Origin of the sequence: Winogradskyella vincentii, from assembly GCF_020166345.1 — a bacterium.
GTDB classification, from domain to species: domain Bacteria; phylum Bacteroidota; class Bacteroidia; order Flavobacteriales; family Flavobacteriaceae; genus Winogradskyella; species Winogradskyella vincentii.
Genome location: NZ_JAIUJS010000001.1, coordinates 218,829 through 244,813, shown reverse-complemented (window position 1 = coordinate 244,813; position 25,985 = coordinate 218,829). Strand labels below are relative to the sequence as shown.

At 33.8% G+C, this 25,985-nt stretch carries 26 protein-coding genes; 6 read left to right on the top strand and 20 right to left on the bottom strand.

All coding sequences use genetic code 11. The features are described 5' to 3' along the window. Positions 1-16 precede the first annotated feature (16 nt). Together LBV24_RS01180 and LBV24_RS01175 are read left to right on the top strand one after the other, a co-directional pair. Entirely contained in the window at positions 17-2,311 is a 2,295-nt protein-coding gene (locus tag LBV24_RS01180) for a M1 family metallopeptidase (RefSeq protein WP_224476777.1), read from the top strand. A gap of 76 nt (positions 2,312-2,387) precedes the next feature. Beyond that, the gene (locus LBV24_RS01175; RefSeq protein WP_114300617.1) at positions 2,388-2,678 is read left to right on the top strand and encodes a Sec-independent protein translocase subunit TatA/TatB; all 291 of its coding nucleotides are present in this window, start codon (positions 2,388-2,390) and stop codon (positions 2,676-2,678) included. Here LBV24_RS01175 and LBV24_RS01170 read toward each other — a convergent pair whose 3' ends face one another. The 9 genes from LBV24_RS01170 to kynU form a co-directional block, all read right to left on the bottom strand. Beyond that, positions 2,679-3,320, bottom strand: coding sequence for an O-methyltransferase (locus tag LBV24_RS01170; protein ID WP_224476776.1), 642 nt, complete (start codon positions 3,318-3,320; stop codon positions 2,679-2,681). Next, positions 3,320-4,405, bottom strand: a complete 1,086-nt coding sequence (locus LBV24_RS01165) for an amidohydrolase family protein (RefSeq protein ID WP_224476775.1) — start codon at positions 4,403-4,405, stop codon at positions 3,320-3,322. The genes LBV24_RS01170 and LBV24_RS01165 overlap by 1 nt, the downstream gene beginning before the upstream one ends. Beyond that, on the bottom strand, positions 4,398-4,934 hold the full coding sequence (locus LBV24_RS01160) for a 3-hydroxyanthranilate 3,4-dioxygenase (protein WP_224476774.1): 537 nt from the start codon (positions 4,932-4,934) through the stop codon (positions 4,398-4,400). Before LBV24_RS01160 ends, LBV24_RS01165 begins: the two co-directional genes overlap by 8 nt. A gap of 33 nt (positions 4,935-4,967) precedes the next feature. Continuing rightward, entirely contained in the window at positions 4,968-5,750 is a 783-nt protein-coding gene (locus LBV24_RS01155) for an SDR family oxidoreductase (RefSeq protein WP_224476773.1), read from the bottom strand. Between the two features lie 81 nt (positions 5,751-5,831). Continuing rightward, positions 5,832-7,274 carry an aldehyde dehydrogenase gene (locus tag LBV24_RS01150; RefSeq protein WP_224476772.1) on the bottom strand — a complete coding sequence of 481 codons (1,443 nt, stop codon included), beginning with the start codon at positions 7,272-7,274 and terminating at the stop codon, positions 5,832-5,834. Positions 7,275-7,290: 16 nt separating this feature from the next. After that, positions 7,291-8,799, bottom strand: coding sequence for a M20/M25/M40 family metallo-hydrolase (locus LBV24_RS01145; protein WP_224476771.1), 1,509 nt, complete (start codon positions 8,797-8,799; stop codon positions 7,291-7,293). 20 nt (positions 8,800-8,819) lie between these two features. Continuing rightward, positions 8,820-9,224, bottom strand: coding sequence for a RidA family protein (locus LBV24_RS01140; protein ID WP_224476770.1), 405 nt, complete (start codon positions 9,222-9,224; stop codon positions 8,820-8,822). 5 nt (positions 9,225-9,229) lie between these two features. Then, on the bottom strand, positions 9,230-10,648 hold the full coding sequence (locus tag LBV24_RS01135) for an FAD-dependent oxidoreductase (protein WP_224476769.1): 1,419 nt from the start codon (positions 10,646-10,648) through the stop codon (positions 9,230-9,232). After that, positions 10,638-11,912, bottom strand: a complete 1,275-nt coding sequence (kynU, locus tag LBV24_RS01130; RefSeq protein WP_224476768.1) for a kynureninase — start codon at positions 11,910-11,912, stop codon at positions 10,638-10,640. Before kynU ends, LBV24_RS01135 begins: the two co-directional genes overlap by 11 nt. A gap of 107 nt (positions 11,913-12,019) precedes the next feature. Here kynU and LBV24_RS01125 point away from each other — a divergent pair, with 107 nt between their 5' ends. Beyond that, positions 12,020-12,439 (top strand): (4Fe-4S)-binding protein, encoded by a 420-nt coding sequence (locus LBV24_RS01125; RefSeq protein ID WP_224476767.1) that lies wholly within the window; start codon positions 12,020-12,022, stop codon positions 12,437-12,439. Between the two features lie 143 nt (positions 12,440-12,582). On the opposite strand, the gene LBV24_RS01120 is transcribed toward LBV24_RS01125, so the two are convergent. Further along, on the bottom strand, positions 12,583-13,260 hold the full coding sequence (locus LBV24_RS01120) for a hypothetical protein (RefSeq protein ID WP_224476766.1): 678 nt from the start codon (positions 13,258-13,260) through the stop codon (positions 12,583-12,585). Between the two features lie 22 nt (positions 13,261-13,282). On the opposite strand from LBV24_RS01120, the gene LBV24_RS01115 reads away from it, so the two are divergent. Continuing rightward, entirely contained in the window at positions 13,283-14,101 is an 819-nt protein-coding gene (locus LBV24_RS01115) for a class I SAM-dependent methyltransferase (protein WP_394371106.1), read from the top strand. 26 nt (positions 14,102-14,127) lie between these two features. On the opposite strand, the gene msrA is transcribed toward LBV24_RS01115, so the two are convergent. The 3 genes from msrA to LBV24_RS01100 all read right to left on the bottom strand — a co-directional run bounded on the left by msrA (position 14,128) and on the right by LBV24_RS01100 (position 16,803). After that, positions 14,128-14,790, bottom strand: a complete 663-nt coding sequence (gene msrA, locus LBV24_RS01110) for a peptide-methionine (S)-S-oxide reductase MsrA (protein WP_224476765.1) — start codon at positions 14,788-14,790, stop codon at positions 14,128-14,130. Positions 14,791-14,920: 130 nt separating this feature from the next. Then, positions 14,921-15,706, bottom strand: coding sequence for a zinc ribbon domain-containing protein (locus LBV24_RS01105; RefSeq protein WP_224476764.1), 786 nt, complete (start codon positions 15,704-15,706; stop codon positions 14,921-14,923). Positions 15,707-15,708: 2 nt separating this feature from the next. Further along, on the bottom strand, positions 15,709-16,803 hold the full coding sequence (locus tag LBV24_RS01100; RefSeq protein ID WP_224476763.1) for a Nif3-like dinuclear metal center hexameric protein: 1,095 nt from the start codon (positions 16,801-16,803) through the stop codon (positions 15,709-15,711). Between the two features lie 40 nt (positions 16,804-16,843). On the opposite strand from LBV24_RS01100, the gene lpxK reads away from it, so the two are divergent. After that, a complete protein-coding gene (lpxK, locus tag LBV24_RS01095; RefSeq protein WP_224476762.1) occupies positions 16,844-17,842 on the top strand; it encodes a tetraacyldisaccharide 4'-kinase in 999 nt (332 codons plus the stop codon). On the opposite strand, the gene LBV24_RS01090 is transcribed toward lpxK, so the two are convergent. The 7 genes from LBV24_RS01090 to LBV24_RS01060 are packed head-to-tail and all read right to left on the bottom strand — an operon-like array spanning position 17,839 to position 25,144. Then, positions 17,839-20,076 carry an ATP-binding protein gene (locus tag LBV24_RS01090; RefSeq protein ID WP_224476761.1) on the bottom strand — a complete coding sequence of 746 codons (2,238 nt, stop codon included), beginning with the start codon at positions 20,074-20,076 and terminating at the stop codon, positions 17,839-17,841. The two genes, lpxK and LBV24_RS01090, sit on opposite strands and share 4 nt — an antisense overlap. 28 nt (positions 20,077-20,104) lie before the next feature. Next, on the bottom strand, positions 20,105-21,121 hold the full coding sequence (gene gap / locus LBV24_RS01085; RefSeq protein WP_224476760.1) for a type I glyceraldehyde-3-phosphate dehydrogenase: 1,017 nt from the start codon (positions 21,119-21,121) through the stop codon (positions 20,105-20,107). After that, a complete protein-coding gene (gene lipA / locus LBV24_RS01080; protein ID WP_224476759.1) occupies positions 21,121-21,993 on the bottom strand; it encodes a lipoyl synthase in 873 nt (290 codons plus the stop codon). Before lipA ends, gap begins: the two co-directional genes overlap by 1 nt. Positions 21,994-22,044: 51 nt before the next feature. After that, positions 22,045-23,289 (bottom strand): NRAMP family divalent metal transporter, encoded by a 1,245-nt coding sequence (locus LBV24_RS01075; RefSeq protein ID WP_224476758.1) that lies wholly within the window; start codon positions 23,287-23,289, stop codon positions 22,045-22,047. Beyond that, on the bottom strand, positions 23,289-23,834 hold the full coding sequence (locus LBV24_RS01070) for an RNA polymerase sigma factor (protein ID WP_224476757.1): 546 nt from the start codon (positions 23,832-23,834) through the stop codon (positions 23,289-23,291). Before LBV24_RS01070 ends, LBV24_RS01075 begins: the two co-directional genes overlap by 1 nt. Beyond that, positions 23,825-24,934: a glycosyltransferase gene (locus tag LBV24_RS01065; protein ID WP_224476756.1), complete on the bottom strand. Its 1,110-nt coding sequence runs from the start codon at positions 24,932-24,934 to the stop codon at positions 23,825-23,827. Before LBV24_RS01065 ends, LBV24_RS01070 begins: the two co-directional genes overlap by 10 nt. Positions 24,935-24,940: 6 nt before the next feature. After that, positions 24,941-25,144 (bottom strand): membrane or secreted protein, encoded by a 204-nt coding sequence (locus LBV24_RS01060; RefSeq protein WP_114300638.1) that lies wholly within the window; start codon positions 25,142-25,144, stop codon positions 24,941-24,943. Between the two features lie 122 nt (positions 25,145-25,266). Here LBV24_RS01060 and aqpZ point away from each other — a divergent pair, with 122 nt between their 5' ends. Then, a complete protein-coding gene (gene aqpZ / locus LBV24_RS01055; protein WP_224476755.1) occupies positions 25,267-25,953 on the top strand; it encodes an aquaporin Z in 687 nt (228 codons plus the stop codon). Positions 25,954-25,985: the final 32 nt, after the last annotated feature.

The following is a 25,985-nucleotide window of genomic DNA, read 5'->3' as shown; positions in this document are numbered from 1 at the left end:
AACGACACTAATTCACATGAAAATTTTAAAGTATTTCCTATGCGCTACAATGTTTATTTCTGCGAGTGCATTAGCTCAAAATGAAATTAAACCAGAGCGTAAACCAGGTCACACCAACGAAAATAAATTTAAACAGCTATACGATGAATTTTCTACACCCAATATGTTTAGAACTGGGAGTGGAGCGCCTGGACCAGCTTATTATCAGCAACAGGCTGATTATAAAATGGATATTGAAATAGATGATGAAAATGCAAGATTATACGGTGATGAAACTATTACCTATACAAATAATTCTCCTGATGTGTTGACATATTTATGGGTTCAGCTAGACCAGAATATGCGTTCTAGAGATTCTAAAACTCCTTTAATTAATAGCACAGGGATTGGTCCTGCAACATCTTCGTCTAGAGCCGTTAGATCTTATTTAAAAGAACGATTTGATGGTGGGTTTAATATAGAGCATGTTAAAGATGTAAATGGTAATGATTTACCTCATATGATTAATCGTACCATGATGCGAGTAGAATTACCGAAACCAATGGAGACAGGAGATAAGTTTTCATTTCAAATAAAGTGGTGGTATAATATAAACGACCATGTTAAAGATGGAGGTCGTTCAGGTTATGAATATTTTGAAGAAAACGATAATAGAATTTACGTAATGGCACAGTTCTATCCTCGTATGGCAGTTTACAACGATGTGGAAGGATGGCAGAATTCTCAATTCTGGGGTCGTGATGAGTTTGCATTGCCATTTGGAGATTTCGATGTTAATATTACGGTTCCTGCAGATCACATTTTAGATGGTACAGGTTATTTAACTAACAGAGAAGAGGTCTTTACAAAGGAAATGATGAAGCGCTACAAAAAGGCTAAGAAATCCTTTGATGAGCCTGTTATGATAGTTACAGAAGAAGAAGCACGTGTAACTGAGAAAACAAAAAGTTCTGATAAGAAAACTTGGAAATTATCTGCACAAATGGTTAGGGATTTTGGTTTTGCAACCTCACGTAAATTCATTTGGGATATGATGGCTGTAAAACTTGACAGCAAAGAAGTAATGGCCGTTTCTATGTATTCAAAAGAAGGTAACCCTTTATGGGAACAGTGGTCTACTAGAACTGTTGCAAGTACTTTGAAATCATACTCTCGTATGACTTTTGACTACCCGTACCATAAAGCAATATCTGTTCATGCACCAATGGGTATGGAATATCCTATGATTTGTTACAACTTTGGTCGACCTAATGAGGATGGAACCTATTCTGATAGAACTAAATTTGGAATGATTGGTGTAATTATTCATGAAGTTGGTCATAATTGGTTTCCAATGATCATTAATAGTGATGAGCGTCAATGGACATGGATGGATGAAGGTTTAAACACTTTTGTTCAGTATGTTGCAGAACAAGATTTTGGTGAAAGTAATCCTAGTGCCTTGTCACCAGGACAGACCAAATATCCTTCTAGACGTGGACCTGCCAAGAATATTGTGAGATACATGGGAGGAGATCAAGATTATATTGCTCCTATTATGACAAAAGGATTAAATACGTATCAATTTGGTAGCAATGCCTATTCTAAACCAGCAACTGGTCTCAATATTTTAAGAGAAACAGTAATGGGTAGAGACTTGTTTGACTATGCATTTAAAGAATACGCAAATCGTTGGAAATTTAAACACCCGACACCTGAAGATTTCTTCCGTACAATGGAAGATGCATCAGCGGTAGACTTAGATTGGTTCTGGAGAGGATGGTTTTATACAACTGACTACACTGATATCGGAATCAAAGAAGTTAAGAGGTACGCTGTAACAAATACACCAAATGAAGAAGGTAAAAGACTTGCTGAACGTTATAGAATGGATTCAAATAGTCTTGTTTATTTTATTGAAGAAGGAAAAGAGGGTTATGAAACAGCTAAAAATAGTGGTGGCATCAATGATTTACCAACAGTGAAAGAATATTTGATGGATAACTTCACGCCTGAACAAAGAAATGAAATGAAAACTCCACCAAAGTATTTTTATGAAGTAACATTTGATAAACCAGGAGGACTTGTTATGCCATTAATTGTTGAGTATACTTATGCGGATGATACCAAAGAGAGAGTAACATATCCTGCACAGATTTGGAGATTAAATGATAAAGAAGCTCGCAGGGCAATAGCAAGTGATAAAGAAATTGTAGCTATTACTGTAGATCCAGATTTAGAGACTGCAGATGTAGATACATCAAATAATTCTTGGCCAAGAGAAGTACAACAGAGTGATTTTGATAAATTCAAAAATCAAATTAAAAACTAAACAAACATTTATAATATTAAGCCGACTTTAACGAGTCGGCTTTTTTTATTACATAAAGTCACTCTATATTTGCAATGTGATACACCAAACTATATTTTTATTTATTGGAGGCACTGAAATAGTTTTTATACTATTTATAGTTGTACTGGTATTTGGAGCTGATAAATTACCCGAGATTGCACGAGGCATGGGCAAGGGTATGAGAACTTTAAGAGATGCTACCAATGATATTAAACACGAGGTTACTAAAAGTGCCAAGGAAAATAATATCGTAGATACTGATGTTACTAAAAATATAAATGAAGAGCTTAATAAAGTAAAAGACGACCTCGAGGATTTTACAGGTTCTTTAAAAAGGGACAATTAGTTATTTCTTTCTGCTAATAGTTAAGCCATCACGAACTGGAAGTACTACCGTTTCAATTCTAGCATCATTTTTTAAAAGCTTATTGTATTCCAACACTGCCTTCGTTGAACTATCTTTAGGGTTCAAGGACTCTACTACCTTTCCATGCCACAAAACATTGTCAGACAGAATTATACCACCCTTATTTAATTTGTCAATAACCAAATGGAAGTAGTTGGAGTAATTTGGTTTATCGGCATCAATAAAAACCAAATCAAACGTATGGTCTAATTTTGGTATAATATCAAGGGCATTTCCTAAATATTGTTTTATTTGATCTCCATAGCCCGATTTGTCAAAATACTTGCGTTGAAAATCTACTAATTCTTCATTAATATCAATAGTATGTAATTGACCCTCTGTATCCAGTCCTTCCGCAAGACAAATTGTGGAATAACCTGTAAATGTTCCAATCTCTAGGATTGATTTTGGCCTAATTAATTTTGAAAGTATGCTAAGTACACGTCCTTGATAAGGTCCACTCAGCATAATCGGTTGTAATACTTTTTGGTAGGTCTCTCTAGTAAGTTGTTGCAGAATAATTGGTTCTTCTTCAGAATGATCTACTACATATTTATCTATAGGCTCTGGTAAAAAATGCATTAACCCAAAATTCTGTTTACTAATGATTTTTTTGCTTCTTCGTCTTCACCAAAAAGCCATTGCAAAACATTATCCTCCCAAATGGCATCGCGTTCAGTCTCATTTATAATATCCCTGTCTATTGCAAGGTCTAGAATTTTTCCAGGATAGGATGATTGTTTCTCACTTTCCATTTCGCCTAGTGGATAAGGATCGTCCAAGCCCATTATAACTTGTTTCGAAGTCTGATTTTTTATTAATAATTCAAGCGATCCTGTATCATGAACTAACGTATCAAAGAAAATGTTTTTATGGCCAACGGCTTTTCTAGGATGACTTTTTCCTTCAAATAGATCAGGTCTGCCATCAAAACCTTGGATTCTTCTGCCCAAGTTTATTTGTGCTAACTGACCACCATGCGCAAAACAAACACGCATGTTTTTATACTTCTCATAATAACCATTTAAAGTTAAAAAGTGGTAAGCATCGGCACATTGTGCAAGCATCCAAATAAGATGAAAACGCCAAGATGTATTCTCTAGTTTTATAAATTTTTCACCATCGTATGGATGTATTTCTACAGCGAGGTTGTATTTGTCAGCAAGTTCGAAAATTGGTTCGTTTTCCTCATCGAAAATACAACGCCATGTTCCAATAGTATCCATATAATGAGTTGGTAAGCACAAAAGACGCATACCTAAAACTTCTACACATCGCTCAATTTCCCAACAAGCACCACGTACAAACCCAGGATGTACAACAAACCCGCAAGTAAATTTACTTGGATTGTCACGCTGAATCCTAGCATTGAAATCATTTTGAAATCTTAAGGCTTGTTTCATTTCTTCTAAACGAAGACCGTTTCCATATAATTGAGAAAGATTAAGAACTACTGCATGGTCAATTTTAAAATGGTCCATCCATGCTAGTTTCTCGTCCAAGAAAAAACTCGAATCAGTAATTGGTCGATTCCAATCTTTTTGAAGCATAAATTTTCTGTCTTTATCCACCCAAAAAATCCCTTTATCTTTCATAAAATCAGGAATCTCTTCTGGATAAGGAAGAAGATGAGAATGACCGTTTATTCTTAGTTTTCTTTTAGTCATTTACTTCCACTTTCTTTGGAGGTTGCATAACTTCACCGCAATTTGGACAAGAGCGTTTATCCTTATCACCGTAGTATTTATCAAATATACCAGGCATGTCTGTTTCTATATTGTCTAGTGTAAAGTCTTCTTCATATAGTTTTGTTGTACAGTTTTCACAAAACCAAAGTAAGGCATCTTTTACACCTTTTTCTCTCGGATATTCAATAACCAGTCCCACTGTATTTGCACCTCGTTGTGGTGAATGTGGTACTTTTGGCGGAAGTAAAAATATTTCACCTTCTCTAATGTGAATATCCTTAGGAGTGCCTTTGTCAATTACCTTGAGGACAATGTCGCCTTCAACTTGATAAAAGAATTCTGGCGTTTCATTATAATGATAATCTTTTCTGCTATTAGGTCCTCCTACAACCATTACAATAAAGTCACCATCTTTCCAGACTACTTTATTACCTACAGGTGGTTTTAAAAGATGTCTGTTTTCTTCAATCCATGCTTTAAAATTAATGGGTGGATATAATTTACTCATATCTTAATGATTTAATTAGGTAATTCTATAAAGTTACAAACTTTTTGTTCGTCCACCATCAACAGGAAGGTTAATTCCATTAATATAACTTGCTCTTTTACTTGCCAAAAAAGTAATGGCATCTGCAAGTTCTTCAGGCTTGGCAAATCGTTTAGCAGGAATTGTATTTTTCATCGCATTAGCTGATTCCTCAATAGACTTACCTGTTTTATTTGATTTGTTTTTAATGATTTCAGAAAGACGTTCTGTACTTGTAGCACCAGGTAGTACATTATTAACTGTAATACCAAAAGAGCCTAATTCGTTAGCCAAGGTTTTACTCCAATTTGCTACAGCGCCTCTAATTGTGTTGCTTACTCCCAATCCGTCTAAAGGTTGTTTAACAGAGGTTGAAATAACATTTATAATCCTTCCGAACCCTTCATCTTTCATAAATGGAACTAATGTCTGTGCTAACACATGGTTGCATTTTAAATGTTGCGTAAAAGCTTTCTCAAATTCTTCTATATCCGCACTAAAAACTGGGCCACCTGCAGGTCCGCCAGTATTATTGATTAAGATATGGAAGCCATGATTTTCATTAATAAAAACTTTAACCTTTTCTTTTAACTCAATTGGATTTGAAAAATCTGCAACAATGTAATTATGGTCGCGTTGCTGAGGTAATTCAGAAAGAGTAGTTTTTAATTTTTCTTCATTTCTTGCTATAAGGGTAATTATTGCACCTTCATTTGCAAGTGCAATAGCAGTAGCTTTTCCAATTCCGGCTGTGCTTCCACAAACAAGAACATGTTTATTGTTAAGTTCTAAATTCATATCTATAATCCACTAAAAGTGGGTTCATTTTTAAGTTAGTATTTACTAAAATTATAATTCCCTAATTAAGCAGGTACTTTACTAATATTTTATACAAACATTTTTAGGTTCAGTAAAAAAGCGCAACGCTTCAAACCCGCCTTCTCTGCCAACACCTGAGGCTTTGACGCCACCAAACGGAGTTCGTAGATCACGCATCATCCATGTATTTACCCAAACAATTCCCGCTTGCAATTTATTGCTCATGCGCATTGTCCTTTTTAGGTTATTTGTCCAAAGTGTGGCTGATAAACCATATTTCACTTTATTAGCCATCTTTAAAACGTCATCTTCAGTTTTAAAAGGCATAATCGTAACAACTGGACCAAAAATTTCTTCTTGATTGACTCTACATTCATCATCGTGAACTTCTATTACGGTTGGTTCTAAGTAATAACCATTCTCATATCCTTCAACAATAACTTCCTTACCACCACAAAGGATTATCCCATTTTCATCTCTGGCAATTTGTATATATTCTTTTACTTTTTCTAAATGTGGTTTTGAAACCAAAGCACCAATATTAGTTTTAGTATCAGATGGATGACCAACTTTTAGATTTTTGACCTTCTTCACAAAATCTGTCTTAAACTGCTCGTATATAGTGGCTTCAACAAAAATCCTACTGCCACATAAGCAAATTTGACCTTGGTTGGCAAAAGAAGATCTCACTGTGGTTTCTAACATGTCCTCATATTCACAATCTGCAAAAATGATATTTGGATTTTTACCGCCAAGTTCTAAGGATAGTTTTTTAAACATAGGCGCAGCGACTTTAGCAATATGAGCACCTGTTGCAGTACCACCTGTAAATGAAATAGCTTTAATATCAGGATGTTCAACAATGGCTTGGCCAGTTGATGTTCCCAACCCATGAACAATATTTAAAACGCCTTTTGGTAAACCAGCTTCATTACAGATTTCACCTAATAGATAAGCAGTCATTGGAGTTACTTCACTAGGTTTAGCAACAACACAATTACCTGTTGCCAATGCAGGTGCAATTTTCCAAGTAAATAAATAGAGTGGGAGATTCCATGGTGAGATGCACCCAACAACTCCTATAGGTTGACGCAACGTATAGTTAACAGCATTTTGACCTACACTTTCGTGACTTTCACTTGAGAATTGCGTAATAGCATTTCCAAAAAACCTAAAATTGCTTGCTGCTCTTGGAATGTCTACTGTTTTAGCTAAAGAAATGGGTTTGCCATTATCCATGCTTTCAGCTTTAGCAAAACGATCCAAGTTTTCCTCTAATAATTCTGAAATCTTAATTAGAACACGACTTCTTTCGTCTAGAGTTGTATTGCTCCAGTTATTAAATGCAGATTTAGCGGCCTTATATGCATTTTCTACATCTTCTTTTGATGAATTTGGTATTTGCCCATAAACTTCACCATTTGAAGGGTCATAGTTTTCAATCCATTCATTCTTAATGGGACGTTCAAATTTACCGTTAATGTAGTTTTTGATATTGTTCATAATAATAGTTCACTACCTAAATCTTACTCTGTAATATAGCAATACATGTTTTAATACCTTCTCTGATATTACCAATTCGTATGTTTTCATTAGGACTATGTTGATTATTGTCCATATTTACAGTAGGTACAATGATTGCAGGTACATCTAAAGTTTTAACTGCAGATATAATTGGTACAGTACCTCCCATTGTTCTTATAGAAATAGGTACCTCTCCAAAAATTTTAGTCAGGTTTTCTCTTAGTGTCGTTCCTAATTTAGAATTTAAGTTTGTTCTAAAAGCATTTACGCCATTAGATCTTGTAAACTTTACAATTTTAGAATATTTAAGGCGTTCCTCATCAGTTGGGTCTCTGTCTAAAACAGTATAACCTAAATTTTCTATATGAGCTTTCACTTTATCGAGTTGTGCTTTGCCGTCGGTTTCTACAACTAATCTAACATCAATATTGGCCATTGCTATTTCCGGGATGACCGTTTTGGGTTTGTTCCCTTTCCAAGACGTTTCGATTTGCCTCACATTTAAAGATGGATACTGCAGTGCCTCTTGGTAATTATTGCCAACCTTTTCAGGTTGTTTAATACCCAACCTATTGTTTAGAACTTTTGTGTCATCAGGTACGTTATTGAGTATTTGCTGTTCTTCAGAAGAAAAATAAATGCCAGAATAAAAATCTTTAATGAGAACTTTACCAGTTTCATCTTTCATACTCGAAAGAATACTTGAAAGTGAAAATACAGGATTTGGAACATAGTTCCCGTAATGCCCACTATGCTGTGGCAATTTTGCACCATATGTCGTAATTGTACATGTGGCAATACCACGACAACCAAATGTCAATGTTGGCTTATTAGACTCATGTGCTGGCCCATCCATAATAATCATAGCATCTGCATCATAACGCTCTTTATAAGTGTCAATAGTTGATAAAAATGCATTTGAACCATATTCCTCTTCTGGATCGAAGACAATTTTAATATTGAATTTCGGAGTTATACCCTCTGTATTTAAGAATTTTAGAGCATTTAATAACATCACAATTGGCGCTTTATCATCTGCAGCTGCTCGTGCAAAAATTCGCCATTCGTTATCAATATTTTGATTGATAGCATCCCAGTTTAATGTTTTCCACTTGCCTTTTTCATCTCTGCTTTTTAGAACTGGTATAAAGGGGTCTTCTTGATCCCAGTTATTCGCATCTACTGGTTGGCCATCAATATGAAAATAAAATAATACTGTACTGAACTCTGGATTATATTCTTTCTCTAATAGAAGTAGTGGAAGTGAAGAAGATTCTAATAAACTGACTTTAAATCCAAGAGTTTTGTAATTGTCTCCTACCCAATTGATATTCTTGAGCATTAGGTTTTTATTCTCTGGAAGGTTAGGAATGCTTACAAAATCTTTATGTTCTTTGATTATTTCCTTTAAATGTTCATCTATTAATTCGTCCCAGTTGGTTTGAGAATTTAAACAAAAGTTAATTATGAAAAGTGGTACGAATAATAGAAATTTAAATTTCATGAAATAAAAGTTTATGACAATTAAGACTTCTTATAAGCCATTACTTTGATTTCTACCACTAAATCTGGGTGTGGTAATTGATGTACTGCAACGGTTGTACGTGCTGGACCAGTTTCTTTGTCAAAAAATTCTGCATATGCTTTATTGTAATCCGCAAAGTCGTTCATGTTTACTAAAAATGATGTTACATCCACAACATCTTTTAATGAAACACCTTCCTTAACTAAATTACGCTCGATATTTTTTAAAACTTCTTGTGTTTGTGTATATGCATTGAGTTTTTTGGTACCCATTTCATCAATAATATCCACTCCAGCAATTGAATTATCTGGTCTTCTAGAACTTGTGCCAGAAACGAAAATAAAATCACCAACACGTTTTGTGTGTGGATAAGCTCCTCTTGGTGTTACTGTTTTTTCACTCATAATAATTAATGTAATCCAGCAATTTTATCATCTTCTAAAACTGCCTTAGTTTCATTTTGAATTTTTTCTAGAATCTGATGTAATTCATCAATGTTAGACTCGTCATAAGGTGTATTAATATCCCTATCAACTAACATGTTTAAAATGGCTTTGTCTTGAGCTCTTCCTTGTAGCATTGCTTCCCTATAACCAATTTCTTCATTAAAGGTAACTAAACTATATTTTGAAAAATAGGTATTAGGAAAATGATTTTCTAAAGCCATTTCAATTTTACGTTTTTTCTGAAATAATGGATTGGCTACATGGTCTTTCATTTCATGAAAATTATCTATTGCCAAATCAGCAATGGCATCAGTGTCTTTTTTTCTGGTTTTACTAAACTCGGTAAACACCTTTTCCCAATCACCATCATGATTCTCTAAGATTGCGTCAAATTCTACAACATCTTCAAATGAAGCATTCATGCCTTGTCCATAAAATGGAACTATAGCATGTGCTGAATCTCCCATTAATAGTGTATTGCCTTTATAATGCCATGGTGTGCACTTAACCGTGCCCAAGGGTGCTGTTGGATTTTCAAAGAAATCGTCAACTAAATTTGGCATTAGTTCCAATGCGTCTGGAAATTCTTTTTTGAAAAACTCAGTAACGCGTTCTGGCGTTGTTAGATTATTGAAATTGTATTCGCCTTCATCATAACTTAAGAATAGAGTTACAGTAAAACTACCATCTAAATTTGGTAATGCAATAACCATAAACTCTCCTCTTGGCCAAATATGCAATGCGTTTTTGTAAGTTTTGTAACCTCCATTTTTATCAGGTAAAATGGCCAGTTCTTTATAACCATGGGTTAGATAGTTCTGCGAGAAGCTAAATAGAAATTTTTTACCTAGATAATAACTCTTTCTCAATGCCGATCCTGCACCATCTGTAGCAATTATGCAATCTGCATCTTCAATAAATTCATCTTTAGTGAGATAATCTTTAAAGAGAGCTGTTGTATTTTCAAAATCAACAGACTTACATTTTTTGTTGAAGTGAATTTTTACGTTTGGATGTTTTTCTGCTTCATCTAAAAGAAGCGCATTTAAGCCACCGCGAGAAATAGAGTTTATATATTCATGTGTGCGACCACTATAATTTGAAAGAAAGGTATTTCCGTCTTTGTCATGTAGCATTCTGCCATTCATTGGGATACATAATTCTTGGACTTTCTTTTCTAGTCCAACCAGTTTTATACCCTTATTACCTCTATCTGAGAATGCCAAATTAATGGAGCGTCCTGCAGAAATATCTGTTTTACGTAAATCTGGGCGCATCTCGTAAACATTGACGTTATAACCTCTTTGTCCCATGCGCAATGCCAGCAGGCTTCCGCAAAGGCCAGCACCAATGATTAATACGTTTTGTTGGTTATTTTTCATTTAAAATTAATTTCAATCTTTCAACCATGTTATAAATATCTTCAAACGAGTTGTAAAGCGGTACAGGTGCACAACGTATTACATCTGGTTCTCTCCAATCGCTTATGATACCTGCTTTTGTTAATTTCTGATTTAAGTTTCTGTCGGCATTTTTCACTTGGATAGATAACTGGCAACCACGTTCATTTTCATTAGAAGGTGTAATTATCTTAATATTATCATTATTTAATTCGTTCAATAAAAATTCGAAATAAGCAGTTAAATCCTTTGATTTTGCAACCAAATTATCCATTCCTGCTTCTGCAAAAACATCTAAAGAGGCTTTTATGGCTGCCATTGATAATATTGGTGGATTACTTAATTGCCAGCCTTCTGCACCAGGAAGCATATCAAAATCATCACGCATTTTAAATCGTGTCTCTTTATTGTGGCTCCACCAACCAGTGAACCTATTAAGCTCCTTGTTGTATGCATGTCTTTCATGAACAAAAACACCACTTAAACTGCCAGGACCTGAATTTAGATATTTATAACTGCACCAAATTGCAAAGTCTGCTCCAGAATTATGTAAATCCAAGTTTACATTTCCTGCACCGTGAGCACAATCAAATCCAACAACACAGCCATGCATATGTCCTAATTCAGTGATACGTTTAAGATCAAAGAATTGACCTGTATAATAATTAACTCCACCGACCATAATTAAAGCAATTTCATCACCATACCTTTCCAGGATTTTTTCTAGATCTTCATATCTAAGCAATTCTTCTCCTTCTCTCGAATTCCACGATATCAGGCCTTCCTTATCATCATAACCATGGTGTCGCAATTGAGATTCAACAGCATATTTGTCTGAAGGAAAAGCATCACCTTCAATCACTATTTTATATCTTTTTTTAGTTGGCTTATAAAAAGAAACCATCATGAGGTGCAAGTTTGTAGTTAAGGTATTCATAACTACCACTTCAATTGGTTTTGCACCAACAATAGAAGCCATATTATCTGTTAGTAATTCATGATAAGATAACCATGGGTTTTTTCCGTGTACATGGCCTTCTACACCTAACTCAGCCCAGTCTTTTAGCTCTTGATTAATATAAGATTGAGTAACTCTTGGTTGCAAACCCAAGGAATTGCCACATAAGTAGATGCAATCCTTTCCATCAGTATGTTTAGGTATGTGAAATTGATTTCTGAAATGAGAAAGTTTATCGTTTCTATCGAGTTCAAGAGCAAAGTCTAAACCTGTTTTGAAATTGGTCAACGCTAAGTGATTTATCGGTTGTAAACAAAAATAAGAATTAAAGATGAGGCAGTAAAGCTAATTCTTCACTCCTGAAAATTCATTATCTTTAAAGAAAGCGTAAAGTAATGGGAAAGATAAAAGAATATAGCAATGGCGAAGTTACGGTTGTTTGGGAAGCCGAAAAGTGTATCCATTCTGCCATGTGTGTAAAAGGTTTACCAAATGTTTTTAAGCCAAATGATAGACCTTGGATAGATATTGATGCGGCAACATTTGAGGACTTGGTTAATACGGTAAAAAAGTGCCCTTCTGGTGCTTTGAGTTTTTATATGAATGATAAGACAGATATGACATCTCAAAAACTTGAAACTCAAGTTGAAATTTTGGAAAATGGACCATTATTGGTATACGGAACACTAAATGTTACACATAAGGACGGCTCAAAGGAAACCAAAAATAGAACCACAGCATTTTGTAGATGTGGAGCATCTCAAAATAAACCATATTGTGACGGTGCGCACGTGAAGCATGAATTTAGAGGATAAAAAAGCGCTTTGAATACAAAGCGCTGGTGAAAATATATAGACGCCCTAAGGCGGAAAATGTAAGCTATACGTTTTAAGTCGTAATGAATACGTGAAACTTACATTATAGATTGCAAAAGTAATGCCAAAAATTTAATTCAGTGTTACTCTAATGTTATGCTTACGTCAGTAAAGTTTAAATTCCATTTACCATCATCTTTTTTGTGGTTTATGGCAACTTTAATTCCATTAAAGTCTTGATAATTCTCAAATGTTGTAGACATATACGGTTTGTCAGAATTCTTTGGTCTATATGACCATTCTTTGATTAAATAATTATCATCATAAAAAATATCATACGCATCACCAGGTGTGTAGCCACCTTCAGCAGGATAGGTAATTGTTATCTTTGAAAGTTTTTCTTTACCTAAAGGTGATTCTTTTTTCACTGGTTCTGAAATAGAAGCTGTTTTATCCCAAACTAATTGAAAAGGTACTAAAAACCAATATTTATCGTTTGTAAATGCTCTATCTGCGCCCATATGTGTGCTATCTACTTTATGCCTATTATAACTTACAACTGCGCTACCCATTACCATATTTACGTCATTGATTTTAGGGTTCCATATCCAAGAGCGACCGTTCCCTTTTATGGTATCTCTATCTACTCTAAAAGTGAATCTAACTTCAGTGACTTTATTCCAATTTTCAAAACCATGTGCATTTGCAATTTTTTGCGCAATGGTTAATTCATTTATTTCTTCTACTGTAGATTTTTTTACTTCGGAATTACAAGAAGTGAATGCTATTAAACAAATTAAGATTACAGAGATATATTTCATTTTAAAACTTATTATAATTTAGATGCAAAATTACACAAGGATGGAAGAGCATACTAATTTTTTTGAAGTTAATAAGGACACATGGAATAAGAAGGTTGCCATACACGCTCAAAGCGAAATGTATGATATGGAAGCTTTCAAGGCAGGTAAAACATCTTTAATGCCATTTGAATTGGATGCTCTTGGAAATGTAAAAGGAAAATCTTTATTGCATTTACAATGTCACTTTGGCCAAGATACCCTTAGTTGGAGTAGGATGGGAGCACGATGTGTAGGTGTTGATTTAAGCGATGAAGGGATTAAGCTAGCACAAAAATTAAATCAAGAATTGGGTTTGCATGCTGAATTTATATGTTGTAATGTCCTTGACACCTCAAATTATATTAAGGATACATTCGATATCGTTTATACAAGTTATGGAGTCATCGGTTGGTTGCCCGATTTAAAGCCCTGGGCAAAGATGATTTATGAACGGTTAGAACCAGGTGGTTTTTTCTACATTATTGAATTTCATCCCATACTTTGGATGTTTGATTATGTTGATGGTAAAACAGAAATGAAATATCATTATAATCAAGATAAGGTGATTTATGAGGAATATGAAGGGACCTATGCAGATCAATCTTCAAAAATGGTTAGCAAAGAATATGGATGGAATCATGGCTTAAGCGAAGTAGTAAATGCTCTTATAGAAGCTGGTTTAAAAATTGACTACCTCAATGAATATGATGAAAGTCCTTATGATGTTTTTCCGTATTTAGTGAAACAAAGTAATGGTCTCTATAAAATGAAAGATCAACTATTCCCAATGCTTTTTGAGATAAAGGCTACAAAAAAATAAAGCCTGATTTTTGATCAGGCTTTCAATTAATGCTTTGCACTTTCTTTTAATAGTTCTTGGAATTTTGCCTTAAATCTATTTAATCTTGGTATCGATACTGCTCGTACATATCTTTGATTTGGATTCCTCTTTTCGAAATCTTGATGATAGCCTTCTGCAATCCAAAATTTCTGAAAAGGATAAACCTCTGCAGCGATTTTTGCATCAAGTGTTTTAGCTAACGCCATTTTTTTATCTAAGATGGTTTTCTTTTGAGCTTCATTCTGGTAGAAAATGATAGATCTATATTGTGATCCTCTATCTGGTCCTTGACCATTAAACTGAGTTGGGTCTTGAGATCCAAAATATACATCAACCAAGGTTGAAAAACTTACAACATTAGGATTGTAAATAACTTCTACCGCCTCTGCATGCCCTGTTCTTCCTGTATTACTCAATTCATAGGTTGGATTATCAGTAAAACCACCTGCATAACCACTAATAACTTCGTCAACACCTTTCACGCTTTCATAGATTGCTTCTACACACCAAAAACAACCACTGGCAAAGTAGGCTTTGGCTAAACCATTTTCTAGAGGTACTTCAATAGGATCTGCATTAATTACGGCTTGTTGCTTAGGATTAGTTTGAGCTTGGTTATGACAGCTAAAACAAAATAAAATGCTAAATACGATTACTAATTTTTTCATTTTTGTTATTTCTTTTTCTAATAGACGAACAAAATTAATATTCCTTAAAACCAATTGTTTTAAAATTATATTAAATAAAAAAAGCCTTTGCATTATTGCAAAGGCTTTTCTAGACTTATAAATAGTTAAATTATTTGCTCAATTTCGCGAATAACTTATTCATTTTTGCTTTTTCCTCTTCAGCTAATTGAGCATCAACCAAGATACGGCCACTATGCTCATCAGTGATTACTTTTTTTCTTGAAGCAATTTCAACTTGTACCTGTGGAGGAATAGTAAAGAAAGAACCGCCTGAAGCACCACGTTCAATAGGTACAACTGCTAATCCGTTTTTTACATTATTTCTTATTCTTAAGTAAGCATTAACCAAACGCTCATCGATCTTCTTTTGAAAATCCGCTGATTTAGCCAATAATGCCTCTTCTTCCTTTTCAGTTTCTTTTAAAATCTCATTTAATTCTCCTTTTTTGTGCTTAAGATGAGAATTACGATCTTTTAAACGGTCCTTTGTTTCAGAAATAACTTCTTTCTTCTGTTCTATTTGAACCTTAAATTCTTTGATGTGTTTTTCAGCCAATTGAATTTCTAGCTCTTGATATTCAATTTCTTTAGTAAGTGAGTTGTATTCTCTGTTATTTCTAACATTTTTTTGTTGCTCACTGTACTTTTTAATTAAAGCCTTGGCCTCTTCTATTAGGTTCTTTTTTCCTTTAATCTCGTCATCAATAACAGCTAAACTGTCATTTAATTTTTCTAACCGCTTTGTAAGCCCTTCAACCTCATCTTCTAAATCTCTAACTTCTAAAGGAAGTTCACCTCTGACATTTCTTATTTCGTCTACTCTAGAGTCAATTAATTGTAAATCGTATAATGCTCTTAATCTTTCTTCGACAGAAACTTCAGCTTTTTTTGCCATAATTATAAATACTTAACCGGATTTGTATTTGTCTTTGATAAAATGATTGCAAAACTAGTAATTTTTTTCGAGAGATAGTCTACTAAAAACGATTTTGTGAACTGTTCGCTTTCATAATGTCCGATGTCGGCTATTATGATATCATCCTCTGCAGTAAAGAAATCGTGATATTTTAAATCTGCAGTTATAAACAAATCTGCACCAGAGGCTTTTGCAGCATCAATTGCAAAACTACCAGAACCTCCTAAAACAGCAATTTTTTTAATCTGTTTTGATGATAATTTTGAATGTCTTATACATGCAGATTTGAATGTGTTTTTCACAAATTCTAAACATTTAGTCGCTTCCATTGGCTTACTTAACACACCAACCATACCCATACCAGTATTTGCGTCAGTGTTATTGAGCGTGAATATTTCATAAGCTACCTCTTCATAAGGGTGCGTAGTTAGGAGAGCTTTTAAGACTTGTTTTTCTAGATGTTTTTTGAAGACAACAGAAATTGAGGTTTCATCTTCAGAATGAAGCTCTCCTTTTTTACCAATTGCCGGATTAGAATCGTCATTACCTAAATATGTGCCCTTTCCTTCTACATTGAAACTACAAGACTCGTAATTGCCTAAGCTTCCAGCACCAGCATTGAACAATGCTTCTCTCAATTCTAATGCTTTTTCCTTTGGTACATAGGTCTGTAATTTTTTAATAGTACCCGTTTGAGGTATAAGAATCCTTTTGTTTTCTAATCCTAATTGATCACATATAATGGAATTAACACCTTCAATGGCATTGTCTAATGCTGTATGGATTGAAAAAATTGAAATATTATTCTTGATAGCTTTTATTACAACACGCTCTACATAGGATTTTCCAGTAATTTTTTTTAAACCTTTAAATATGATTGGGTGAAAACTAACAATAAGGTCGCAGTTGTTTTCAATGGCCTCATCTACCACAGCTTCTAGAGTATCTAAAGTGACGAGGATTCCATTAACTTTTTGGTTTTTATCACCAACTAATAAACCTACATTATCAAAATCTTCAGCATAACTCAATGGTGCCAAATCGTGTAGGTGATTAATAACGTCTTGTACTATCATAATTAGTAATTTGTATCAAAAATAGCATATTTTAGTAGCAATGAAATTCATCCGAATTATATTATTTCCATTAATGCCAATATACTATATCGTAACGTGGTTGAGAAACTGGTGTTATGATAATGGAATATTAAAGTCAAAATCTTATAACGTACCTATTATATGTGTTGGGAATTTAAGTACTGGTGGTACTGGAAAAACGCCTATGATTGAATTATTAATTTCTTTATTGCATAAAAAGAAATCCGTTGCAACTTTAAGTAGAGGTTATAAGCGCAGTACCGAAGGATTTGTTTTGGGTGATGAAAATGCTTCAGCCTCCTCAATTGGTGATGAACCATTTCAGTTTTTTAAAAAGTTTGATGGCATAAAAGTAGCTGTGGACAGTGATAGACAGAATGGTATTTCTAAATTATTGCAATTGTCTTCTCCTCCTGATGTTATTTTACTTGACGATGCCTATCAGCACAGAAAAGTGCGTGCAGGATTAAATATATTGTTGACCTCATATAGTAATCCATATTTTAAAGATTATGTTTTACCAACAGGTAACCTTAGGGAACCAAGATCTGGTAAAAATAGAGCTGATATTGTTGTGGTAACAAAATGCACAATAGGAATAACAGAAACAGAGAAAGAGCAATATAGAGAGCGTTTAAAGCTAAAATCTAACCAAAGTATTTTTTTTAGTTATATAGATTATGCTACGGATGTTATTGGGTTAAAAACTACCTTAAAATTAAAAGATCTATCAAAATTTACATTGGTAACTGGTATTGCAAATGCTAAACCATTAGTTGAATATCTTGCTAAACAAGGTTTGATATTTGATCATATTGAGTATCCTGATCATCACAATTTTAGAACTTCTGAAATTGAAATGTTAAGTCAAAAGGAACTTATATTAACTACTGAAAAAGATTATATGAGATTGTCTGATAATGATAGCCTAAATGAAAACCTATTTTATTTGCCAATTCAGACAAAAATTGATGATGCAGATAACTTCAAAAAGCAAATAACATCATTTGTTATTTAGAAGAAACTTGAAACAACTTCTTTACCTGTAAGTACATCGTAAAGTTTGTTCTCGAAGTCTTCTTGCTTGAACGGTTTAGAGATAATATCGTTAAAACCAGCTTCACCAAACTCGTGCATCTTATCTTCAAGTGTTACGGCAGTTAGGGCAAAAATGGTTAATTCTTTATCAAAGGTTCTAATGATTTTTGTTGCTTCTAATCCGCTAATTCCAGGCATATGAATGTCCATTAAAACAACTTTGTATTCAACCTTACGAACTTGTTCCACAGCGGCTTCGCCATTGTCAACAACATCACAATGTAATCCCATTTTATTTAGGATCTTTTTTGTAATCATTTGATTGATTTTGTTGTCTTCTACAACAAGAATTTTTACTCCGCTTAAATCTAAACCTTCCATTTTACTTGGTTTTTTGTCGTCTTCAACTTTTTTGATTTTAGACTTTTCAGCAACTTCTAATGGAATTTCAAAAAAGAATGTTGTGCCTTTTCCAAGCTCACTCTTTAGGTAAATCTTTCCTTTTAGAATTTGAATAAGTCCTTTTACAATTGATAAACCAAGACCAGTTCCGCCATACTTTCTGTTTATTTGTACAGAACCTTGAGAAAAACTCTCAAACATTTGGTCTTGTTTTTCTTTTGTAATACCAATACCATTGTCTTCAATTTCGAAGCGTAAATTGCAGATCTTGTCTTTTTGATCTACTTTATGCGCTCTGACCCAGATGTCACCATCTTTTGTGAATTTAATAGCATTACCAAGTAGGTTAATTAAGATTTGGGAAATCTTAAGTTGGTCTCCAAAGTAGGTTTCTGGGAGACCATCTTCATATTTAAAATGTAATTTGGTGCCGTTATCTTTAGCCGAATTACTGAGAGCTGACATTACATTTTCAATTTTTGTTTTAAGGTTAAATCTTTCTGGATCCAGTTCAACCTTATTAGCTTCAATCTTATTAATTTGAAGTATGTCATTAATAAATGTTAACAAATAATCACCTGAAAATTTGAGTGATTTTAAATGAGGTATCTGATGTTCTTTTGGGTTTTCATCTAACAACATACTTGTTAAACCTGTAACTGCATATAAAGGAGTACGTAATTCATGGGTTACAGTTGATAAAAAGTTAGCCTTTGTTTTAGATGCTAGCTCTGCCTTTTCTTTTGCAACGATAAGCTCATCATTCTTCTTATGAAGCATGTTATTAGTTTTGAGCCTTATGTTATTGTTTTTATACAGAGACAGGGTCAGCAAGGATAATATTGTAATTAATGCAATACTTAGAATTGTTGTAATTCTTGTAAAATTACTTTCAGCGCTTACCTCTTCAATTTGAGCCTTTAATTGCGCGTTTTCAGCATTTTTATATGCATTAATATATTGGCCAGATAGTCCTGCACTTAAATTCTCTCTTTGTATATGCAATAAAGAATCAGATAGTTTTATGTGCTGTTTTAGATATAATAATGATTTTTTATAATCGCCATCATTATTATAAATTTCACTCAAAGTACTGTAGGCTGTATTAACATTGTCTGTAAGGTTGTTTGTTTGTGCGATTTCGAGCCCTTCATTTACTTGAGTGTATGCTAAATCATGACTTCCTATTGCACATGATACCTTACCTGATTGTATCAACGCACTGCTTAGTAATCTTTGTTGATCGTATTTTTTGGCTATTATAATTGTTCGTTCAAGTAGAGATTTAGCCTCCTCGTATTGTTCTAGGGCAATATGTGCTTTAGCTTCATTTAACGTAACTTCCGAAACGTATTCTTCTAAATCTTCCTGCTCAAATAAATTTTTTGCGGATTTAAAATAATCTAGGGCATTTTCATAATCTTCTTGAGCACTTAAGAAAACTCCTTTAATATTATAACTTACTGCTCGATTACCATAATCATCTATCTCTCTTTGAATATTAAGTGCGTTTGTTAGTGATACTTTTGCTTGATTGTGCTCATTTACAAGGAACTGAGCTTTGGCAATTTTTGTGTATATAATGCCTTGACTAGATTTATCATCAATTTTTATTGCAACATCTAGTGCTTTGTTAAGATTATCAATAGCATTAAAGTAGTCACCACGATCACTCTCTAGCTTGGCTTGATCTTCGTAGTTTTGTTGGCGTAGAGCAAGCATGTCCACGTCTTCGACTTCATCTTGTTGTGCGAAAACTAGGCTACAAAAACTTGCTAAAAAAACAAATATATAATATTTGATTCGGGACATTTCAGCTCTCTTAATTGAACAAATATAATTATTTATTCGACAAAAGTGATGTTTTCTCCGATAAATTGCAAATTAATTCTAATATTCTTGAACTGTAACCTGTTTCATTGTCATACCAACCCACTATTTTCACCATGTTTCCGATAACAGAGGTCATTTGAGAATCAAATATGCATGAATGGGGATTTCCGACAATGTCAATTGATACAATTGGATCTTCAGTATATTGTAAAATACCTTTAAGTTTTCCTGTTGCGGCATTTTTGAAGAGGTTGTTTACTTCTTCTATTGTAGTTTGCTTTTTTACATTAATTGTAATGTCAGTAAGTGAACCATTTGCGACAGGAACTCTGATACCGCAACCACCAATAACATCTGATAAATCAGGAAAAATTTTTGTTAACGCTTTTGCTGCACCAGTCGTTGTTGGTACAATTGACTGACTTGCAGCTCTTGCACGTCTCAGATCCCGATGAGGTTGATCATGAAGGCTTTGGTCCGTAGTATAGGAGTGTACCGTGGTTATATATGCTTGTTTAATACCAAGATGCTCTTTTATGATAGAAATCATAGGAGCAGCATTGTTTGTTGTACATGAAGCATTTGAAATAATAGTATCATTTGCATCTATACTATCATCATTTATACCTAAAACAATTGTTTTTATATTGTCTTGTTGTGGAGGTACGGATAATATTACTCTTTTTGCACCATTATTAATATGTTGCTGTAATACTTCTTCTGACTTAAATTTACCAGTAGATTCAATTACAAAATCAGGTTTTACTTTAGACCAATCTATATCTCGTGGATGAGAGTGGTTATATAAAGGTATTTGCTGATTATTAATTATGATGTGATCCTCATTGTATGATATAGTCTCATTAAGAACACCATGAATGCTATCATACTTTAACAAATGACTTAATGTTTTGGCATCTGCCAAATCATTAATTGCAACAATTTTTATTTTGGGATTTTGAAGCGCTAACCTAAAAACACGTCTTCCTATTCTACCAAAACCATTTATGGCAATAGCAATCATTAATTAATATGTTTCTGTGCTTTGTATGAAGACCTAACTAAAGCACTGCTTTCCACATGTCTAAACCCAAGACCAAGTCCAATTTCTTCGTATTCTTTAAACTCGTCTGGATTAATGAATCGTTTAACAGGTAGGTGCTTTTTACTTGGTTGTAGATATTGCCCAATGGTTACGACATCAACATCATTTTCTCTTAAATCATGTAAAGTTTCGATAACTTCTTCTCGCGCTTCACCTAGACCTAGCATAATCCCAGATTTAGTTCGTCGCTGGCCTTGCTGTTTTAAATATTTTAAAACACCCATGCTACGTTCGTATTTTGCTTGTATCCTTACTTCGCGAGTAAGGCGTCTTACAGTTTCAATATTATGTGAGACCACTTCTGGTGCAACATCAATGATTCTGTCTATATGACGTTCTATACCTTGAAAGTCTGGAATAAGAGTCTCAAGTGTAGTTTCTGGATTCATTCTTCTTACAGCTTTAACTGTTTCTGCCCACATAATGCTTCCCATATCCTTTAAATCATCTCTATCTACACTTGTTAATACGGCATGCTTTATTTGCATGATCTTGATAGAACGAGCAACTTTTTCAGGTTCATCCCAATCTACGGTCTCAGGTCTACCCGTTTTTACACCACAAAACCCACAAGAACGTGTACAAATATTCCCTAAGATCATAAATGTTGCTGTTCCTTCTCCCCAACACTCACCCATATTTGGACAACTACCAGAAGTACAAATTGTATTTAATTTGTATTTGTCAACAAGTCCTCTTAATTCGGTATATTTTTTACCTGTTGGTAATTTTACACGAAGCCATTTTGGTTTACGCTCTGGTAATATATTTGAAGCAACTTTCGTTTCCATGTAATTTCAATTTCAGGAAGCAAAGATACGAAGTAATAAATTAAAATAATCTTAAATAGTTGTTAGGTACCAGATGCTGAATCCTATTAAAAATACGACTCCAAACCATGATAAAATCCTTAGTTTTAAGTTTGGTTGCCATTCTTTTGGAGTGTGTTTACTGGTAATAAGTCTTAAGTTTATAATGGCATAAAATGGAGCTGTAATAAAGGAAAGGATCGTTGCTATTTTAATCAATAATCCCATTTCTGAAATAAAGGCAAAGAAAATAACCAAAGTGCCAATCGTGAGAACTAATATCCAAAAGAAATATCCTCTAGGAAAAGATTTCTTAAGTAATAACTCCATACTGTTTGTCATTGCTCTCGGTGACGCATCTAAAGTTGTAATTGTTGTACTAAACATTGTGGTCAATGCTGCAACTCCTATAATTACAAAAGCCCATTTACCCAAAGTACTTGTGTAAAGATCAATGAGTTGATTTGAAAATACCGAGGCTTTATCGCTAAAAGTTTCTCCCGTATTATACATTACAAGGTATCCAAGAGATAAAAATGCAATACCAAGAATAATAGTACCTATATAACCAATATTAAAATCTAATAATGCTGTTTTTGGAGAGAATTTCTTCTCGTCTTTCTTTTTTTCTACTGCCCAGATGGAATGCCAGACCGAAATATCTAATGGAGCAGGCATCCAACCCATAAAGGCGATTAAGAATGCAATTTCCAAAGAGTTTTGTGGCAATACTTGTCTTAAAGAAATTTCATTGGTGTTTTCTATAATGGCAAAACCAACCGCAACCAATGTGCTTATGGTTAAGATTATAATTATGAATTTTATGAGTTTATCTAATGCACTATACTTACCAATGAATAGAAATAGTAGGCAAATGCTTAAAATTATCATAGTCCAGATCTGAATACTAGATATACCAAGAGACTGACTATTTAATATACTAATATCACCAAAAAGAGAATTTGCCAGTCCGGCAGTTACGATTGTAACAGCCGTTTGAATTGTAAACATTGTGGCCAAGTTTAAAATAAAGTAGACAATCAATATCCCTTTATTCAATTTATAATACCCTTGTAATAGATTCTCACCAGTTGCTGCGGCATATCTTGGGCCAAACTGAAAGAATGGGTATTTAAATAAATTTACTAGTAGTAATGCCCATAATAGACCTAACCCGAAATCAGCTCCAGCTCTTGTGGATTGAACCAAGTGTGATACACCAATCGCCGCACCTGCAAATAGTAGTCCTGGTCCTAACTTTTTAAATGCCTTAAACATTAGCTTTTGGTAATTATTTCAGCCAGTAGTTTTTTGGCTCTAAGAAGTTTTACCTTAACATTATTCATAGGTTCATTTAACTCTTCTGAAATTTCTTTGTAACTCAATTCTTGAAAATACCTTAAGTTAATAACCTCTTGGTAGTGGGGTTTTAATTTTTTTATATCTCTCAGAAGATTAGCTAAATTCTGTTCGGTAATAATTTTATCCTCAGGTGAAGGAGAGTCATCGATAATGTCGAAGTAGTGGTCTTCGTTATCTTTAGATGTATTTCTAATTGATTTTTTCTGTGATCTTACTAAATCAATATGGATATTTTTAGAAATGGTAATTAACCAAGTTTTAAACTTGTATTTATCCTTGTAAGTATCAATTTTATCAAAAGCCTTTGAAAAGGTTTGAATGGTAATATCTTCTGCATCATTCTCATTTTTAGTACGCTTTAATTGAAAAGCATAAACATCATTCCAAAAGCTATCTAACAAGAAATTAAATGCAATCTGATCATTTTGCTTTGCTCTATTAATTGCTTCTGTTAATTCCAATGCTTGGGTTTAGATATGAGATTAGCAATAAAGATAAATAATTGGGAGATAACTAAAAATAAATCTAAAAGAGGAGTGAAGACTATTAAGTCCCTTTCATTTAGTTTAGAAGACGTTAAGCCAGTACACACTATTAGAATCAAAATTCTGGATAAGAATAAAACAAGTATCAGCCAGTTGTTTATAAAAATAAAGCACAGAAGTGCTATTATCCAAAACATTATTTGACTGAAATAAAATAGACCTAACAAGAACTTATGTTTAGGTTTGTACAATTTGGCAGTGCTAATGTGCCTACGTTTTTGATTAAACCAATCCAGAAAACTTGCTTTAGGCTGAGAAATTGTAAAACTATCCTTAGTATAGCAAATAGCCGTATTTTGGCTTGTAGCCACTTCATTAATAAATAAATCGTCATCGCCAGACTTAATATGCATATGTTCCTTAAAACCAGAATTATTAAAAAACAATTCTTTTCTATAAGCCATATTTCTTCCAACACCCATATAAGGTATCCCTAATTTGGTATAAGAGAAATATTGTAAAGCAGTCATTAAAGTTTCAAATCGAATAAGTTTGTTGAGTAGAGAGTATGACTTTTTTGAATAAGCTCCATAGCCCAAAACAATTGATTTTGAATTTGAAAAGTGTCCACTTATATTAGCCAGCCAATCTTCAGAAACTGGAGTGCAATCTGCATCTGTAAAAACTAAGAAATCATTTTTTGCTGCTTTGATTCCAAGTGTTAATGCATATTTTTTGTTTCCCCAAAAAGCCTCATTTACCTTTACATCCACCAATGAAATATTTTCATGTTTTGATTGAAATTCCTTCATGACTTCTAAGGTGTTATCCGAGGAACTGTCATTAACCAAAACAATTTCAAAATTCCCGTATTTCTGATTTATAATTGTAGGTAGAGATTCTTTTAGGTTCTCTTCTTCGTTCTTTGCGCAAATAATTACTGATAGCGGAAGATTATGTTTTAATTTCTTTTCTGAACTTTTAATAGCAAAGGAAAAAAGAAAGCATAGGTAATAGCCAGCTTGAATACTTACTACTGCAATAAACGCTACAAATAGTATAGTAGTTAAGCTCATTAAGTATTAAGAATGTTGAGGTTCTTTGCAGTCTTTGAATTGATCTGGTGTTTTACCGCAGAACCCACAGGCTTCACCATCTTGATTAAGCATTGGATTTTGACTTGCACAGGTTCCAGCAAATTCACCATCTTTTTTTGCCCATATCTTAATTGCAATTCCGGCAACTGCTAAAGCCAATAAACCAAGTGTAAGTAATAGTAGTTTCATGTCAAGACTTAAATGAGGTACAAAGATAAGCTTTTACTTTATTTTTTTTCAATTAATTTAGATTGTGACTTTAAGAAAAATCAATGTGTCACATTATTAATAACTAATTAATTATATCAATTATGAAAAAATTATTCGCAGAGTTCTTTGGAACTTTTTGGCTTGTTTTTGGAGGTTGTGGTAGTGCTATTTTTGCTGCAGGTTTTCCTGAATTAGGAATTGGCTTCGTAGGGGTGGCTCTCGCCTTTGGTTTAACGGTACTAACAATGGCTTATGCTGTAGGGCATATTTCTGGAGGACATTTTAATCCTGCCGTTTCATTAGGACTTTGGGCAGGAGGAAAGTTTGAAGCTAAGGATTTAATCGGTTACATTATTGCACAAGTTGTTGGCGCAATTGCTGCTGCGGCAGTCTTGTATCTTATTGTGTCAGGTAAATCTGGATTTGAATCCGTAGGAGGATTTGCTTCTAACGGTTACGGCGAGTTATCACCAGACGGTTATGGATTGACATCTGTAATAATAGCAGAAATGGTTCTGACTGCATTTTTCTTATTGGTAATTTTAGGGAGTACAAATGCTAGGGCTCCAAAAGGATTTGCTCCAATAGCCATTGGTTTGGCATTAACACTTATTCATTTAATAAGTATTCCAATTTCAAATACATCTGTAAATCCTGCAAGATCTTTAAGTCAGGCTTTGTTTTCAGATGGAGGACATCTTGCACAAGTATGGGTATTTTGGGTGGCACCTATTGCAGGTGCAATTATTGGCGGAATAATCCATAAGACACTTTTTGAAAAAGAGTAGAAAACAAAAAGGCGCTTATTAAGCGCCTTTTT